Origin of the sequence: Micrococcus luteus (assembly GCF_022664405.1) — a bacterium.
In the GTDB taxonomy this organism is placed as follows: Bacteria; Actinomycetota; Actinomycetes; order Actinomycetales; family Micrococcaceae; genus Micrococcus; species Micrococcus luteus.
In genome coordinates this window covers 60351-76990 of record NZ_JAKRLB010000009.1, presented here as the reverse complement: position 1 = coordinate 76990, position 16640 = coordinate 60351, and the positions used below count along the sequence as shown (strand labels likewise).

At 75.7% G+C, this 16640-nt stretch carries 14 protein-coding genes and 1 tRNA gene; 9 read left to right on the top strand and 6 right to left on the bottom strand.

What is annotated here, in order from left to right; genetic code table 11:
* Positions 1–39 precede the first annotated feature (39 nt).
* Together malQ and MF605_RS05835 are read right to left on the bottom strand one after the other, a co-directional pair.
* Positions 40–3549 (bottom strand): 4-alpha-glucanotransferase, encoded by a 3510-nt coding sequence (gene malQ / locus MF605_RS05840; RefSeq protein WP_061867267.1) that lies wholly within the window; start codon positions 3547–3549, stop codon positions 40–42.
* 85 nt (positions 3550–3634) lie between these two features.
* Positions 3635–3718 (bottom strand) — tRNA-Leu (locus MF605_RS05835).
* Between the two features lie 116 nt (positions 3719–3834).
* Here MF605_RS05835 and MF605_RS05830 point away from each other — a divergent pair.
* Positions 3835–5160 carry a M20/M25/M40 family metallo-hydrolase gene (locus tag MF605_RS05830; RefSeq protein ID WP_061867268.1) on the top strand — a complete coding sequence of 442 codons (1326 nt, stop codon included), beginning with the start codon at positions 3835–3837 and terminating at the stop codon, positions 5158–5160.
* 52 nt (positions 5161–5212) lie between these two features.
* Here MF605_RS05830 and MF605_RS05825 read toward each other — a convergent pair whose 3' ends face one another.
* Complete coding sequence (locus tag MF605_RS05825; RefSeq protein ID WP_036315193.1) at positions 5213–5452, bottom strand: DUF5703 family protein; 240 nt, start codon at positions 5450–5452, stop codon at positions 5213–5215.
* Between the two features lie 93 nt (positions 5453–5545).
* Here MF605_RS05825 and MF605_RS05820 point away from each other — a divergent pair, with 93 nt between their 5' ends.
* From MF605_RS05820 to mshC, 3 genes are all read left to right on the top strand, one after another.
* Entirely contained in the window at positions 5546–5764 is a 219-nt protein-coding gene (locus MF605_RS05820) for a hypothetical protein (protein ID WP_036315190.1), read from the top strand.
* A 69-nt stretch (positions 5765–5833) separates the two neighbouring features.
* Entirely contained in the window at positions 5834–6667 is an 834-nt protein-coding gene (locus MF605_RS05815) for an undecaprenyl-diphosphate phosphatase (RefSeq protein ID WP_041103813.1), read from the top strand.
* A gap of 64 nt (positions 6668–6731) precedes the next feature.
* Positions 6732–8000, top strand: coding sequence for a cysteine--1-D-myo-inosityl 2-amino-2-deoxy-alpha-D-glucopyranoside ligase (gene mshC / locus MF605_RS05810; RefSeq protein WP_061867269.1), 1269 nt, complete (start codon positions 6732–6734; stop codon positions 7998–8000).
* A gap of 22 nt (positions 8001–8022) precedes the next feature.
* Here mshC and MF605_RS05805 read toward each other — a convergent pair whose 3' ends face one another.
* A complete protein-coding gene (locus tag MF605_RS05805; RefSeq protein ID WP_036315178.1) occupies positions 8023–8973 on the bottom strand; it encodes a proteasome assembly chaperone family protein in 951 nt (316 codons plus the stop codon).
* 91 nt (positions 8974–9064) lie between these two features.
* Between MF605_RS05805 and MF605_RS05800 the strand changes: the two genes are divergently transcribed.
* The 5 genes from MF605_RS05800 to dop are packed head-to-tail and all read left to right on the top strand — an operon-like array spanning position 9065 to position 15489.
* The gene (locus tag MF605_RS05800; protein WP_049147716.1) at positions 9065–9805 is read left to right on the top strand and encodes an HAD family hydrolase; all 741 of its coding nucleotides are present in this window, start codon (positions 9065–9067) and stop codon (positions 9803–9805) included.
* Entirely contained in the window at positions 9802–10929 is a 1128-nt protein-coding gene (locus MF605_RS05795; protein WP_061867270.1) for a site-2 protease family protein, read from the top strand. The genes MF605_RS05800 and MF605_RS05795 overlap by 4 nt, the downstream gene beginning before the upstream one ends.
* Positions 10930–10945: 16 nt before the next feature.
* Positions 10946–12010 (top strand): tRNA (adenine-N1)-methyltransferase, encoded by a 1065-nt coding sequence (locus MF605_RS05790; RefSeq protein WP_012750880.1) that lies wholly within the window; start codon positions 10946–10948, stop codon positions 12008–12010.
* On the top strand, positions 12011–13765 hold the full coding sequence (gene arc, locus MF605_RS05785) for a proteasome ATPase (RefSeq protein WP_061867271.1): 1755 nt from the start codon (positions 12011–12013) through the stop codon (positions 13763–13765).
* Positions 13762–15489, top strand: a complete 1728-nt coding sequence (gene dop / locus MF605_RS05780) for a depupylase/deamidase Dop (RefSeq protein ID WP_061873144.1) — start codon at positions 13762–13764, stop codon at positions 15487–15489. The genes arc and dop overlap by 4 nt, the downstream gene beginning before the upstream one ends.
* A gap of 15 nt (positions 15490–15504) precedes the next feature.
* Here dop and MF605_RS05775 read toward each other — a convergent pair whose 3' ends face one another.
* Together MF605_RS05775 and MF605_RS05770 are read right to left on the bottom strand one after the other, a co-directional pair.
* The gene (locus MF605_RS05775) at positions 15505–16098 is read right to left on the bottom strand and encodes a cyclodeaminase/cyclohydrolase family protein (RefSeq protein ID WP_061867273.1); all 594 of its coding nucleotides are present in this window, start codon (positions 16096–16098) and stop codon (positions 15505–15507) included.
* 40 nt (positions 16099–16138) lie between these two features.
* Positions 16139–16603, bottom strand: a complete 465-nt coding sequence (locus MF605_RS05770) for a pyrimidine dimer DNA glycosylase/endonuclease V (RefSeq protein ID WP_036336875.1) — start codon at positions 16601–16603, stop codon at positions 16139–16141.
* Between the last annotated feature and the right edge of the window lie 37 nt (positions 16604–16640).

Sequence of the window (16640 nt, the reverse complement as noted above, 5' to 3'; positions counted from 1 at the left end):
CGAGACTCGCTGTCTCGGCGGGCCGGTGCGTTCGGGCGGTCAGGCGTCCAGCCCGGGCGACCGCCGCGGCACGGCGGCGACGGCCTCGAGCAGCCCGTCCGCGTAGGCCTCCCACGAGTGACCGGCGGCGTGGCGCACGGCGCCGGTCCCCAGTGCCGCCCAGGCATCACGATCCGCCAGGATCTCGGCCAGGGCCTCGGCCCACGCCTCGGGGGTGCCCGCCGTCACGTGGCGGCCGGACACGCCGTCGAGGACCGCGTAGACCAGTCCGCCGACCCGGTGCGCCAGCACGGGCGTGCCGCAGGCCTGTGCCTCGAGGGCGACCAGGCCGTAGGTCTCGGACGCGCTCGGCATCGCCACGACGTCCGCCGCCCGGAACTGGGCGGCCAGGGCAGGCGCGGGCACCGGCCCGGAGAACGTCACCAGGTCGGCGACCCCCTCCCGCGCGGCCAGTCCCGCCAGGTCCAGTCCGTTGTCCCCCGAGGCGGCCCCGTTCACATGCAGGCGCACGCCCGGGTCGACGCCCGCGCCACCGGCCCGCTCGCGCAGCACCCCGAGGGCGGACACGAGCAGGTGCGGGCCCTTGTGACGCTGCACGCGACCGGCGAACAGGACGCGCAGGGCCCCGTCGTCCTCCGGCGCGCCCGGCCACTGCGCGGCGCCGTCCGGCGTGAACGTCTCGAGGTCGGCCCCGGGGGGCAGCACCCGGGTGCGGGCGCGGGGCACGTCCAGCAGCTCGCGCAGGTCGGCGACCTCGGCGGCGGAGTTGACCACGAGCAGGTCGGCCCGCTCGACGATTCCGCGTTCGGCCTCGACCCGGGCGTCCGGCTCGCGCAGCTCGGGGTCCTCGAGCATCTTCGCCGCCGCCGTGGTGTGCATGGTCTGCAGGTACGGGGCGTGGGCCGCCCGCGCCAGCGCCGCGGCGGTGGACCCGGAGAGCCAGTAGTGGCCGTGCACGAACGCGACGGGCGGGGCGTCCGCGCCACCGAGGACGGGGCCGCCCGGCACGGCGTCCGAGGCGAGCCAGTCCAGGGCCGCGCGGGTGAACTCGGCGCCGAGTCCCGCCAGCTCCTCCTTGGGCACGGGAGCGGACGGCCCGGCGGCGAGGTCCACGACCGTGACCGGCGGGGCCTGCCCGCCGGCGTCCACCATCCGGACCCGTGCGCCGTCCGCTCCCACCGGCTCCTCCGCCCGGGTCAGCAGGATCATCCGCACGCCCCGGCGGGCCAGGGCGACGGCGGCCTGCCGCACGTAGACGTTCATGCCGCCGGCGTCGCCGCGGCCGGGCTGGGCCAGGGGGGAGGTGTGCAGGCTGACCCCGATCCCCACCGGCACGGACGACCGCAGTTCGGCGTCCACGGCGTCGAACAGTCGGGCCGCCGACGCCGAGTCCGCCAGGTCCTCGACGGAGACCATCCGTCCGGCGCCGTCGCCGAGCGGCACGGTCCAGTTCGGGTACTGGTCCTGGAGGGTGCCGGGCTGGTTCTGGATGCGCCGCTCGCCCACGGCGTCCACGAGCGCCACGCTGTGCAGGGCCGAGGGCGCCTGCGCGAGCAGGCGGTGCAGGGCCACGATCTGGCGTTCGCGCACCTCGGGGCCGGCGTCGGGGACGTCCACGTCCGCCTCGGCGAGCAGCCCGCGCCGGGCCGCGGCGGCGAGGAACGCGCGCACCTCCTCCGCCGACCGGCGGCGTTCCTGGGCGACGTCCACGGTGTAGAGGCCCAGCCGTTCGCGCAGGTCCACCTGGACGCCCTCGAGGTAGCCGGCCGTGGGCGGCAGGTCGTGCGTGTTCACCGCCGCCATGGCCAGCCGCCGGTAGCGCTCCGGCGGGGTGGGCTCGCCGTCCTCCTGCTCGAACCAGAGGATCGACGTGCCGAGCACGCCGGCCTCGGCCAGGCGGCGCTGCACCCACGGCTCGAACGTGCCGAGGTCCTCGCCCACCACGACGACGCCGGCCCGCTCGGCCTCGAGCGTGAGCACGGCGAGCATCGCCTCGTGGTCGTACTCGACGTACGCGCCCTGGGTGGCACCGGCGCCCTCCGGGATCCACCACAGGCGGAACAGCCCCAGGACGTGGTCCATGCGGATGCCGCCCGCGCCGCGCAGCACCGTGCGCAGCATGTCCCGGAACGCGGCGTAGCCGGTCTCGGCCAGGCGGCGCGGATGCCAGGGGTGCTGTGACCAGTCCTGGCCCAGCTGGTTGAACAGCTCGGGCGGCGCGCCGACGGACATGGTCGGCACCAGCACGTCCCCGAGCATCCACGCGTCCGCGGTCTCGCGGGTCGCCCCGACCGCCAGGTCCACCATGACGCCCATGCGCATGCCGGCCGCCCGGGCCCGCTGGTGCACGCCGGCGAGCTGCTCGGCGGCGATCCACTGCACCCAGCGGTGCAGGTCGACGTCGGTCGCGCGTTCGACGCGGACCCGCTCGGCCTCGACCCCGCCCGGCGCCCAGGCCGGGTCGGCGAGATCGGGCCCGGTGCCGTCGCCGTCCAGGCGCAGGACGGACCAGAGGGCGAAGTCGTCCAGGCCCGGGCCGGCCTCGGCGCGGAACCGCGCGTAGGCGGCCTCGCGCTCGGGGGAGCGGGGCACCTCGTGCACGCGGCGCAGCGCGGGCCACAGGACGGCGGCGACGGCGGCCCGATCGATCCGGCCGGTGCGCTCCAGCTCCGCCTGGACGCGGGCGCCGGCCGACCGCAGCTCCGCCTGCTCCGCGGCGGGCAGGTCGGCGAACTCGGGGATCGAGGGCACGTGCACGATCAGCGCCGAGAGGAACCGACGGGAGACGGGGGAGTAGGGGGAGTCCGCCGGATGGGGGCCGGGCTCGACCGCGTGCAGGGGGTGCAGCAGCAGGAAGTCGGCACCGTGCCGGGCGACGATCTCGGCCAGGGACGCCATGTCCGCCGCGTCTCCGATGCCCCACGAGTCCGCCGAGGTCACCGAGTAGCCCTGCGCGGCCGCGCCCCAGCCGCGGCGCTCGAGGAAGGGACGCGGCGTGCTCAGCCGGGTCGGGGCGCAGACCAGGACCGCGGAGGCGGTGGAGCCGGAGCCGCTGGTCACCTCCAGCCGGTGCCAGCCCGGGGCGAGGTCGGCGGGGATCTGCACGTGGACGCGCTCGCGTTCGACGCCGTCGACCAGGCGGACCTCGGACACCGGCTCGCTCACGCTCACGTCGAGGGTCTGCCCGTCCTCCGTGTGCACGCGGGCCGCGACCGGCTCCCCTGCGGCCACGTGGCACGGCACGGACAGGCGGTGACCGGACCGGGCGGCCACGGTGGGCGGGAGCACGTCCCGCCAGGGGGCCGTCTCCGCCTCCTCCACCGCCTCGGCCAGAGCGGCGACCCCGTCCGGTCGGACCGACACCCCGAGGGCGGCGAGCACCTTCACGAGGGCCTCGTCCGGCACGGTCTGGGCCGAGCCGTCCTGCCCGACGTACTCGGGCTGCACCCCGTGGGCTCGCGCGAGCCGATGCAGCAGTGCGGGGGCTTCCAGGGCCATCGGGTCCTCCATGCCGTCGTGCGGTTCCACCGACGGCGCCTGCCGTCGCACGGACACCACTCTAGAGGGGACGCCGGACGGGGGAACGCGCAGGGCCCCGGTCGTGACGACCGGGGCCCTGCTGCTCGACGAGCGGTGCGCGAGGGGGGACTTGAACCCCCACGTCCTTGCGGACACAGCGACCTCAACGCTGCGCGTCTACCAATTCCGCCACTCGCGCTCATCGGTGGAACCCTGGGAGAGGCTCCGTCGCCCACCGCGTTCCGGCCCTGTCCGGTCCGTCCCGCTCCGGGCAACTTGAGAAAGATAGCACGGGTTCGGGCTAGGCTCAAAACCATGGTCGAGAACATCGTGAACCCCGCCCGCTCGCGCCCCGAGGACCGCGTCGTGGAGATCTGCCGCGACCTCATCCGGATCGACACGACCAACCGCGGGGGCAACGTCTCCGTCGGTGAGCCCGAGGCCGCGGAGTACTGCGCCCGGCTCATGGCCGAGGCGGGGATGACCCCCCGCTTCTTCGAGTCGGCGCCGGGCCGGGTCTCCGTCGTCGGGCATCTGCCGGGCTGGGATCCGGAGGCGCCGGGGCTCGTCATCCACGGGCACACGGACGTGGTCCCCGCCGAGGCGGACGAGTGGAGCGTGGACCCGTTCGGCGCCGAGCTCAAGGACGGCATGATCTGGGGGCGCGGCGCCGTGGACATGAAGGGCATGGACGCCATGGTGCTCGCGGTGCTGCTGCACCTGGCCCGCACGGGCCGCCGGCCGCGGCGCCCCCTGACGGTCGCGTTCTTCGCCGACGAGGAGGCCGGCGGCGTCTACGGCGCACGCTGGGTTGTGGACCACCACCCCGAGGTGTTCGACGGGTGCACCGAGGCGATCTCCGAGGTGGGCGGCTTCTCCACGGAGGTGCACGGCTCGCGCGCCTACCTCGTGCAGACCGCGGAGAAGGGGCTCGCCTGGCTGAACCTCACCGCACAGGGCGCCCCCGGGCACGGCTCGGCCCCGCACCCGGACAACGCGGTCACCCGGCTGGCCGGCGCCATGACCCGCATCGGCGGGCACGAGTGGCCGCTCGTGTACACCAAGACCACGCGCGCGCTGCTCGAACAGGTGGCGGAGATCATGGGCGTCGACTTCGACGAGGCGGACCCGACGCCGCAGCTCGACGCGCTCGGGCAGGCCCGGTCCTGGGTGGCCGGCACCCTGCGCACCTCGTCCAACCCGACGGGGCTGACCGCCGGCTACAAGCACAACGTCATCCCGTCCTCGGCCACCGGCACCGTGGACGTGCGCCTGATCCCCGGGGAGGAGGAGTCCGCCCTCGCCACGATCGCCGAGCTCGCCGGCCCGGACGTGACCATCGCACCCGAGCACCGGGACGTCGCCCTGGAGACCCCCTTCTCCGGGGACCTGGTGGAGCTGATGATCGCCTCGCTGCAGGCGGAGGACCCCGAGGCCCAGGTGCTGCCGTTCATGCTCGGCGGGGGCACGGACAACAAGTCCCTCTCCCGGCTGGGCATCACCGGCTACGGCTTCGCGCCCATGCGCCTGCCCGCCGACCTGGCCTTCACGTCCCTGTTCCACGGCATCGACGAGCGGGTGCCCGTGGACGCGCTCGAGTTCGGCTGCCGGGTGCTCGAGCGGATGCTGGAGCCGCGCTGATCCGGGCCGCGGGCGGCGACGACGGCCGGGGCGGCGTCGTCGCGCCCGCGCCTCAGAGGGTCTGCAGGGTCGAGGCCACGCGCATCACCCGGCGGCGCATCCAGTAGCGGCGCGCCCCGTCGCGGTAGTGCACGGAGCGCTGCAGCTCCCATTGGCCGTACTCCGCGTGCTCCACGAGGCGCCGTCGGGCGTCGGCGAGGGACTCGTGGGCGGCGACCGTCATCACCAGGTACTCCCACTTCTGTCCGCGGGAGATCGCGTCGAGGGTCGAGGACATCAGCTGTTCACGCACCCGCCCATCCTGGCAGACGGCGTCGGGTCCGGCGGCCGGTCCCGTACGGCCCACCCCTGGCCGCGTCACCGGCCACCGGGTTACCGTTCACCCATGAGCTCTGACGCCCGCATGGCCCTCGAGGCCCTCACCACCGCCCTGAACGAACACCTCGTGGCCGCGCAGAACAAGCGGGGCGAGGATGACCCCGCCGTCGAAGCCGCCTTCTTCGCCGTGGCCGACGCCTTCGAGGCCTACGAGGACGCCCTGTACGCGGACACCGAGGAGGTCACCCCGCTCGACCTCTTCGACGACGAGGACGACGACGACTGACCGTCCTGCTCGTGACGGATCGCACGGCCCCGGGTTCCCACCCGGGGCCGTGGCGTACAGTGACCCTCCGTGACGTGGATCGAAGCCATCATCCTGGGCCTGGTGCAGGGCCTCACGGAGTTCCTGCCCATCTCCTCCTCCGCCCACATCCGCATCGTGGGCGAGTTCCTGCCCTCCGCGACCGACCCGGGGGCGGCCTTCACGGCCATCACGCAGCTCGGCACGGAGCTGGCGGTCCTCATCTACTTCTGGCGCGACATCACCCGCATCATCGGCCGGTGGTGCGCCGCGGTCACGGGGCGGATCCCGCATTCGGACCCCGATGCGCGCATGGGCTGGCTGATCATCGTGGGCTCGATCCCGATCGCGGTCCTGGGCCTGCTGCTGGAGGACTGGATCGACACGGAGTTCCGCTCGCTGTGGATCACGGCGACCATGCTCATCGTGTTCGGCGTCCTGCTCGCCCTGGCGGACCGGCTCGGCCGTCAGACCAAGCCGCTCGAGAAGCTCACCGTGCGGGACGGCGTCCTCTACGGCCTGGCCCAGGCCCTCGCGCTGATCCCGGGCGTCTCGCGCTCCGGCGGCACCATCGCGGCCGGCCTGGCCATGGGCTACACCCGGCCCGCCGCCACCCGCTACGCGTTCCTGCTGGCGGTGCCCGCCGTGTTCGCCTCCGGCCTGTACAAGCTGTACACCTCGCTCACCGATCCCGGCACGCAGGGTCCGTACGGCATGGGGGAGACGCTGGTCGCGACCGCGATCGCCTTCGTGGTGGCCTACGCGGTCATCGCCTGGCTCATGCGCTTCATCAGCACCAACTCGTATCTGCCGTTCGTCTGGTACCGCATCCTCCTGGGCGGCGTCCTGTTCGCCCTGCTGGGCGCGGGCGTCATCAACGCCTGAGCCCGCTCCCGCCGCCGGGCATGACGGCCCGGCACCGCCGAACCACCCCGATGTGAGGAGTCCCGTGAAGTCCTGGAGCACCCCCGCCCCGCCCGCCGTGCCGAGCCGCCCCGACCGGCTGCGGCTGCACGACACCGCCACGGGACGGACCCGGCATCCGGGCAACGACGCCCAGCGCGCCTCGCTGTACGTCTGCGGGATCACCCCGTACGACGCGACGCACCTCGGCCACGCGAGCACCTACGTGGCCTTCGACCTGCTGCACCGCTACTGGCGCGCGGCCGGTCTCGAGGTCGCCTACGTCCAGAACGTGACCGACGTGGACGACCCCCTGCTCGAGCGGGCCGAGGCGACCGGCGTCGACTGGCGCGCGCTCGCCGAGGAGCAGACCGACCTGTTCCGTGCGGACATGGCCGCCCTCGAGGTGCTCGCCCCGGACCACTACGTCGGCGCGACCGAGGCGGTGGGCCTGGTGGTGGACGCCGTCGAGACGATGCTGGCGGCGGGCCGGGCCTACCGCGTGCCGGGCGGCGACGGCGAGCCCGACGGGGACGTCTATTTCGACGTCCGCGCGGCCCAGTCCGCGACCGACTGGCGTCTCGGGCAGGTCTCCGCGATGGGCCTGGACGAGATGGCCGCGGTGTTCCCGGAGCGGGGAGGCGATCCCGACCGCCCCGGCAAGCGCGACCCGCTGGACCCGCTGCTGTGGCGTGTGCACCGCGAGGGCGAGCCGGCCTGGGACGGGCGGTCGCTCGGCTCCGGCCGGCCCGGCTGGCACATCGAGTGCTCCGTGATCTCCCGGGCCCACCTGCCGGCTCCGTTCACGGTGCAGGGCGGCGGCTCCGACCTGCGGTTCCCGCACCACGAGTTCTCCGCCGCGCACGCCACCGCCGTCGACGGCCTGCCGCTCGCGCACACCTACGCGCACACCGGCATGGTGGCCCTGGACGGCGAGAAGATGTCCAAGTCCCTCGGCAACCTCGAACTCGTCTCCCGCCTGCGGGCGCGGGGCGTCGAGCCGGTGGCCGTCCGCGCGGCGATCCTCGCGCACCACTACCGGTCGGACTGGGAGTGGTCCGAGCAGGTGCTGGCCGACGCCCAGGCGCGGGTGGCCCGTTGGCGCGCCGCCCTGGACGGACCGCATGCCGCCGCCGGCGTCGCCGTGCTGGACGCGGTGCACGCGGCGCTCTCGGACGACCTCGACGCCCCCCGCGCGCTGGAGGCCATCGACGCATGGGCGGCCGGCACCCTGCCGGGCCTGGCCGAGGCCGCCGCCGACCCGCTGCCGGTGGTCGACGTCGTGGCGGCGCTGCTGGGTCTGCGCCTGCGCTGACCCCGCCGGGCGCGGCCGGGCGTCAGCGTCCGCCGCGCCCGCGCAGATAGCGCTCGAACTCCCGCGCGATCGACTCGCCCGAGGCCTCCGGCAGCTGCTGGGTGTCCTGGGCCTCCTCGAGCTGCCGGACGTAGGCGGCGACGTCGGGGTCCTCGGCGGCCAGCTCGTCCACGCCGCGCTGCCAGGCCCTCGCGTCGTCCTCGAGCCCGCGCGTGGACACGCTCACGTGCAGCAGGTCCTCGACCGCCTCGACCAGCCCGAGCAGCGTCTTGGGGGAGGGCGCCTGGGCCACGTAGTGGGGCACCGTCCCCCACAGCGAGAGGCTCGGCAGGCCGCGGCGCGCGGCCTCGTCCGCGATGACGCCGATGATCCCGGTGGGCCCCTCGTAGACCGGACGGTCCGCGCCGACGGCCACCCGCACGTCCACGAGCGGCGAGGTCGGGCGGGCGCGCAGGGGCCGGGTGTGGGGCACGTCCGCCAGCAGCGCGCCCAGCGTCACGACGGCGTCCACGTCACGCGCGTCGGCCGCCGTGAACAGCTCCTCGAGGAACGCGCGCCACCGCACGTTCGGCTCCACGCCGACGGCGAGGAGCACACGCACCCCGTCCGGCGGGGCAGCCTCGCCCGCGACGGGCCGACCCTCACGGTCCAGGAGCGCCTCGTGCAGGGTGACCGCCGGCCAGTCCAGCGTCCCCAGCCCGTCGGCGTCGCGCCGGACCAGGGGTCGAGTGACCTGGTAGTCGTAGAACTCGCCGTCGCACACCCGTCCCGCGTCCGCCGCGTCCCACTGCTCCCGCAGCGCGCCCAGGGCCCCGGTCGCGGCCTCCCCGGCGTCGTTCCACCCCTCGAAGGCCAGCAACAGGACCGTGGGGGCCCGCCGCCCGGCCTCGAGCTCGTCCACGGTCGCCGTCAGGTGGGTCCGCAGCGGGCCCAGGACGTCGTCCGGCTGGTCCTCGGAGGTAGCGTCGGTCATGGCGGCCAGCCTAGACACGGCCCGACGACGGGGCCACGGCCCGCGACCCGCCCCGCACACCCCGGCGGCGGCGCTCGATAGGATGCACTCCATGCCCCGCCACCCCGCGCCCGCCCCGGACGACCGTGCCCGCCGCCTGCCGCGCGCCGTCCTGTGGGACATGGACGGCACCCTCGTGGACACCGAGCCCCTGTGGAACGCCGTCCAGCGTCGGCTGGTGGTCGAGCACGGCGGCACCTGGTCGGAGGACCTGGCCGCCTCCCTCGTGGGACGCCCCCTCGACGAGGGAGCGCGCCGTCTGCAGGAGGCCGGGCTGGACCTGCCCGTGCAGCGGATCATCGACCTGACGATGGACGAGGTCGTCCAGGGGGTCGTCAGCGGGGTGCCGTGGCGGCCGGGCGCCCGGGAGCTGCTCGTCGCGCTCGCCGAGGCCGGCGTGCCGGGCGCCCTCGTGACGATGTCCCATGCCCCGCTGGCCCGCGCGCTGGCCGAGCGGGCGCCGGCGGGCACGCTGGACGTCGTCGTCTCGGGGGACATGGTCTCCCGGGGCAAGCCCGACCCGGAGGCGTACCGGCTGGGCCTGCAGCTGCTGGCCGAGCGGACACCGGGGCTGACGGCCGCCGACTGTGTGGCGGTCGAGGACTCCCCGGTGGGCGTCGGCGCGGCCGTGGCCGCGGGCCTGCCGACGGTCGGCGTGCCCAGCGTGCTGCCGCTGCCGGCAGGGCTCGCGACCGTCGAGTGGACGACGCTCGCCGGCCGCACGCCGGCCGACCTCGCCGCGGTCCGCCGGATCGCCGCCGCGCGCGGGCCCGGGGCGGACGGGGCCGGATGAGCGGGCCCGCCTCCGTCCGGCTGGGCACGATCGCCGGCGCGCCGGTGCGCCTGTCCTGGTCCTGGCTCCTGATCGCCGCGGTCATCACCCTCGCGTTCGGCCCGCAGATCCAGCGCGCGCTGCCCGCGATCGGCAGCGTCGCCTACGGGGTCGCCCTGGGGTACGCCGTGCTCCTGGCCCTCTCCGTCCTGGTCCACGAGGCCGCCCACGCCCTCACCGGCCGCGCCTTCGGCCAGCGCACCGAGGAGATCGCGCTCACCCTGTGGGGCGGGCACACCCAGTTCCGCAGCCCGTCCGCTCGACCGCTGGACACGGTCCTCACCGCGATGGCCGGCCCCGCCGCGAACCTCGTGCTCGCGGGCCTCGCCCATCTGGCGGCCCGCGCCGTGCCCGGCCCGTCCGTTCCCGCCCTGCTGCTCGAGGTCACGGTGTGGGCCAACCTCCTCCTGGCCGCGTTCAACGCGCTGCCGGGCACCCCGCTCGACGGCGGCCGCATGGTCGAGTCCGCCGTCTGGGCCGCCACCGGCTCCCGGGCCCGTGGCGTCGAGGCGGCCGGCTGGGCCGGGCGCGTCGTCGCGGTGGGCGTCCTCGCGGCGGTGCTCGGCCCCCCGACCCTCGCGGGCCGCGCGCCGGACCTGTTCGTCGTCCTCCTGGTGGCCTGGGTCGCCCTCACCCTGTGGCGGGGCGCGGACGACGCCGTGCGCCACGGGCGCTGGAGCCGCCGGCTGGAGGCCCTGCGGCTCGAGCAGGTCGAGGCGCCCGCCATCGCCCTGCCCGAGCACCTCAGCGTCGCCGAGGCCCTGGCCCAGGCGGACGGCGGCCGCCGCGCCGTCGTGGCCGTGGACGGGGCCGGTCGGCCCCGCGGCGTGCTGGACCTCACGGCCGCGGCGGGCCTGACCCCGGCGCGCCGCACGACCACCGCCCTGGCCGCGGTCGCCGTCGCGCTGGCCCCGGAGGCCGTCCTCGTCCGCGACGACGTCCCCGCCGCCGGTCCCGACCTGGCCGCCCGCCTGGCCGACCCCCAGACCCCCGTGTGGGTGCTGACCGACGCGCACGGCCTCGTGCGCTCCGTGGTGCCCCGCGAGACGATCCTCGCCGCCGTCGACGCGACGCGGCGTCCCTGAACCGAAGGAGCCCCCCATGACCGAACCCACCGGCGTGAGCGCGCGCCGCGGCCCCCTGCGGGCCGGCCAGCGCGTGCAGATCAAGGACGCGAAGGGCCGCCTCAACACGATCACCCTGCTGCCCGGCGGGGAGTTCCACAGCTACCAGGGCGTGCTGCGGCACGACGACCTGATCGGCGGCTTCGAGGGCGTCGTGGTCGAGAACTCGGCCGGCCAGCCGTACCAGGTGCTGCGCCCCCTGCTGAACGACTTCGTCCTGTCCATGCCCCGCGGCGCCACGGTGGTCTACCCGAAGGACGCGGCGCAGATCGTGCAGCAGGCGGACATCTTCCCGGGCGCCGTCGTGGTCGAGGCCGGCGTGGGCTCCGGCGCCCTGTCCATGTCCCTGCTGCGCGCCGTGGGCGACCACGGTCGCCTGCACTCCTACGAGCGCCGCCCGGAGTTCGCGGACGTCGCCCGGGCCAATGTGGAGGCCTTCTTCGGCGCCGAGCACCCCGCCTGGTCGGTGCACCTCGGCGACGCGCAGGAGGAGATGCCCAAGGTCCACGAGCCGGGCTCCGTGGACCGGGTGGTCCTGGACATGCTGGCCCCCTGGGAATGCCTCGACGCCGTCGCCGAGGTCCTGGCCCCCGGCGGTGTGTGGCTGAACTACGTGGCCACCGCCACCCAGCTCTCCCGCGTGGCCGAGGCCATCCGGGACTCGGGCCGCTTCACGCAGGTCGAGGCCAACGAGACCCTCGTGCGCGGCTGGCACCTGGACGGGCTCGCCGTGCGCCCCGACCACCGCATGGTCGCGCACACCGGCTTCCTCCTCACGGCCCGCCGCCTGGCCTCGGGCGAGGAGGCGCTGCGCCTGAAGAAGCGCTCCAAGGTCTCCGAGTTCAAGGCCGAGGACGTCGAGGCCTGGCAGCCGGCCGACGAGGCCCGGTGGACGCCCGAGGCCCTCGGCGAACGGCCGGTCACGGACAAGAAGGCGCGCAAGGCGGCGAAGGAGGCCCGCCTCATGGCCGCGCGGTCACGCGCCGCCGAGCAGGGCGTGGACGCGTACGGTGGGAGGACCCCGACCGGGGAGCAGGACTGAGTGGACGGAGCACCGGTGGACCACCACGCGCAATCAGGCACGGAGCACGCCGAGCAGCGCCTCGCCGAGGCGCGGGAGCTGCTGCGGCAATCCCAGGCCGAGGCCGAACGGCTGCGGCACCAGCTGCAGTCCGCCCAGCGGCACGCCGCCGGCCTGAGCGAACGCCGTCGGGCGGCCGAGGCCCAGACGCAGACGGCCGCCCGCAACAACCGGCGCATGGTCGAGCTGCTCGAGGCCACGCGCGCCGAGATCACGACGCTCAAGGAGAACCTGGACGCCGTCACGCATCCGCCGTTCACCTTCGCCACCCTCGAGGCCGTCCACGCCCCGCGCGAGCCCGAGGAGGGCGTGGAGACCGGCGCCGTGGTGCGCGGGGGAGCGGACGTCGTGCAGAACGGCCGGCGGCTGCGCGTGACGGTCTCCCCGCTGCTCGACGCCGCCCGCCTCACCCCCGGCGCCCAGGTGCTGCTGGACGAGTCCAGCTCGATCGTCGGCGTCGCCCCGGGCACGGGGTCGGGTCAGCTGCTGCGCGTCAAGGAGGCGCTGCCCGACGGCGGCCTCGTCCTGGCCGGCACGGCGGACGAGGAGCGCGTGGTGCGGCGCGCGCCCGCGCTGGAGGGCGTCGACCTGCGCCACGGGGACGCCGTCACCGTGGACGCCCGCGTCGAATGGGCGCTGCGGCGGGTCGAGCTGTCCGAGGTGGACGAGGTGCTGCTGGAAGAGGTCCCGGACGTCACGTTCGAGGACATCGGCGGCCTCGGCCCGCAGATCGACCGGATCCGCGAGGCCGTCGAGATCCCGTTCCTGCACCCCGAGGTCTACCGCGAGCACGGCCTGCGCGCCCCCAAGGGGATCATGCTGTACGGCCCGCCCGGCACCGGCAAGACCATGCTCGCCAAGGCCGTGGCCAACGCCCTCTCGGCCCGCAGCGCGGACGGCGAGCGCTCGTTCTTCCTCAACGTCAAGGGACCCGAGCTGCTGAACAAGTACGTGGGCGAGACCGAGCGGCAGATCCGCGTCATCTTCGACCGGGCCCGCGAGAAGGCCGACGCCGGCTTCCCCGTGGTCATCTTCTTCGACGAGATGGAGTCGCTGTTCCGCACGCGCGGCTCCGGCGTCTCCTCGGACGTGGAGACCACGATCGTCCCGCAGCTGCTCACCGAGATCGACGGCGTCGAGGCCCTCGAGAACGTGATCGTCATCGGCGCCTCCAACCGCGAGGACATGATCGACCCGGCCGTGCTCCGCCCCGGCCGACTGGACGTGAAGATCCGCGTGGACCGTCCCGACGCCGACGGCGCCGCGGAGATCATGGCCAAGCACCTCACCGTAGACGTGCCCCTGCACGCCGACGACGTCGTCGCGGCCGGCTCCGCGGACGCGGCCCGCGCGACGCTCATCGCCCGGACGGTCGCCGCCCTCTACGACCGCGGCGCGGACACCGCGCTGGCGGAGCTGACGGACGTGTCCGGCACGACCCACGCCCTGCACCTGGCCGACCTCGTCTCGGGCGCCGTGGTGGCCGACGTCGTGGACCGCGCCAAGCGGCACGCGGTGCGCGACTACCTGGCCGCCGGCCAGGCCCCGGCCGCGCTCGGCGTCCGCGAGGGCCACCTGCGCGAGGCCGTGGCCGCGGTGCTGGAGGACCAGACGGACCTGCTGGCCACGGTCGCGCCCGCCGAGTGGGCGCGCACCTCCGGCTGGCGCGGTCCTCGGCTGCGCTCGCTGCGCATGGTCCGGGGGGTCGGGGCATGAGCGCGTTCGGCCGCGGGGCCGCGGACGGCTTCACCCGGGCCGTCGCCGTCGACGTCGGCCCGACCCCCGCCTTCGAGGGCCAGCGCCGGCTGTTCCACGGCGCGGCCGTGCCCCCGAACGGGCGGGACGCCGCCGGCTGGGGCGTGCACCGGGTGATGGGCACGGAGACCGAGTTCGGCATCCACGCGCCGGCCAACCCGGGGGCGCACCACAGCGTGCTCTCGGTCGAGCTCGTGAACGCGTACGCGGACCTGGTGACCCGGTCCGGCTCGACGGTGGCCGGCACGGAGTGGGACTACACGGGGGAGTCGCCGCTCGTGGACGCGCGCGGCTGGCGGCTGCCGCGTTCGGCGGCGCATCCCTCGCAGCTGACCGACGAGGCGCTCGTGGGCCCGGACGGGGAGCCCGTGCACCTGCTGCTGTCCACCGTGCTGGCCAACGGCGCGCGCTGGTACGTGGACCACGCCCACCCGGAGTACTCGTCGCCGGAGACGACCACCCCGCGGGATGCCATGGTCTGGGACGCCGCCGGGGACCTGGTCGCCCAGGCGGCGGCCGAGCACATCGGCCAGGCCGACGGCGCCCCGGAGGTGCTGGTCTACAAGAACAACGTGGACGGCAAGGGCCAGTCCTACGGCGCGCACGAGAACTACCTCGTGGCCCGGTCCCTCGACTTCGAGGAGCTCACCGCCGTCCTGCTGCCGTTCTTCGCGGCACGGCAGGTGCTCGTGGGCGCGGGCCGCGTGGGACTCGGCCCGGCGGGGGAGCGGCCGGGCTTCCAGCTGTCCCAGCGGGCCGACTACTTCGAGGAGCCCGTGGGGCTGGAGACCACGATCCACCGGCCGATCGTCAACACGCGGGATGAGCCGCACGCCCGTCCCGAGGCCTACCGCCGGCTCCACGTGATCATCGGCGACGCGACGCTGAGCCAGCACGCCACGTGGCTGCGGATGGGCATGACCGCGCTCGTCCTCGCGATGGCCGAGGCCGGGACCGCGCCCCGGCTCACCCTGGACGACCCGGTGGCCGCGTTGCAGACGATCAGCCACGACCCGGGCCTGCGGGCCACGGTGCCGCTGCTCGAACGCACCGCGGACGGCCCCGTGCGCCGGCACTGGACCGGGCTGCAGATCCTGCGGTCCTACCTGGACGCGGCCCGCGCCCACTGCGCCGCCTTCGGGGTGACGGATCCGCAGACGCGCGAGGTGCTGGAGGCCTGGGCCATCGACCTCGACGACGCCACCGCGGATCCGCTGTCCCTGAGCGACCGCGCCGACTGGGCGGCCAAGCTGCGCGTCCTCGAGGGCCTGCGGGCCCGCACGGGCGCGGACTGGACCGACCCCCGCCTCGCGATGGTGGACCTGCAGTACGCCGACCTGCGCCCGGCCCGCTCCCTGCACCGCCGCCTCGTGGCCGCCGGCGCCCTCCGGACGCTCGCCGACGAGGCGGAGATCCGTGCCGCCGTCGCCACGCCGCCGCGGGCCACCCGCGCGTGGACCCGCGGCAACCTCGTGGGCCGCCACGGTGACCGCGTGGCCGGCGCCGCGTGGGAGACGCTGCTGCTGCGCGGGGCGGGGGAGCGGGTGCACCGGCTGCACCTGGCCGAGCCGCTGGTCGGCGCCGCCGTGGACCTGCCCGGCTGGTGGGAGGACGCCGCCGCGCCCCGGCCCGACGACGAGGCGCTCGTGGCCACGCTGCCGCCGCTGTTCGGCGCGCGGGCCTGAGGCGAGGGCGGGCGCTCAGCCCGCGACGGCCGCGCGCACGCGGCCCAGCAGGGCGTCCGCCCGCGCGACGAGACGGTCCGCCCGGTCGACGTCGGTGCGCAGGACGCCCTCCAGGCCCTCGTCGCGGAGGGGGCCCAGGTTGGTCTCGAGGGTGACCGCGGCGGCGGTGAGGCCGCCCCGGACGCAGCCGAGCGCCGCACCGACGTCGGAGAGCACGTTCGGGTTCGCCGCGTCCAGCACACGCTCGGCCAGGTCCAGCGCACGCTCGGCGACGTCGACGATCCCGCGGGGCGGCCGGACGGCCTCGGCCAGGGCGGCCTGGATCGCGGCCGAGCGCCGGGCCCGGTCCTCCGGGGTGTCGCGGGGCAGCCCGAACGCCTCGGCCACGGCGCCGAAGCCCCGCTCGTCGCCGTCGGCGAGGCCGAGGCACGCCGCGATCAGGCCCTCCGATGCCCGGGCGTCCTCCTCGGCCGCGCTGAACCGGGCCGCCATGGCCAGCAGTCCGGCGCCCTCGGCGACCGCGAGCGCGCCCGTCGCGCCGCCGCCGGGGGTGGGCTCGCCGGAGGCGAGGCGCCCCAGATAGCTCTCGATGCTCTCGTCGCGGATCATGCGCCCACCGTGCCAGACCGGGCCCGACCGCGGCCCGCCCTCAGGCGCGCTCCCAGGAGGCGACCGGCCCCGGGACGATCGTGAACAGCGGGTGCACGTCGGGGACGGGCGTGTCCGACCACCGTTCGAGCCAGGCGGGGCTGCGCGCGGCCAGCTTGGCGCACAGGTGACGCCACTCCAGGTCGCGCTGGCCCGTGGTGGCCGGGATCGGTGCGAGACCGGCGGGCGGGATGCGCACCGCGCCGTCGGGGGCGGGGCACGGCCGGTCGATCCGGGAGTGGTCGAAGCGATAGCCGCGCGCCGTGGCCTCGGCCTCGAGGCCGGAGAGGAACGCGCCGATCGCGCCGGACGGGTCCGGGTGCTCCCGGAACCTCAGCAGCTGCGGGTGGTCCCGATACCCGCGCGTGCGGCCGGCCAGGACGGCCTGCGCGAGCAGGGCCTCGCGCCAGGCGCCCGTCAGGCCCTGACGGTCGAGGTGGCGGGGGTGAAGGGTCCACAGACGCATGCCCCCATCCTGCCAGCGCGGGGCAACCCGGGGACGT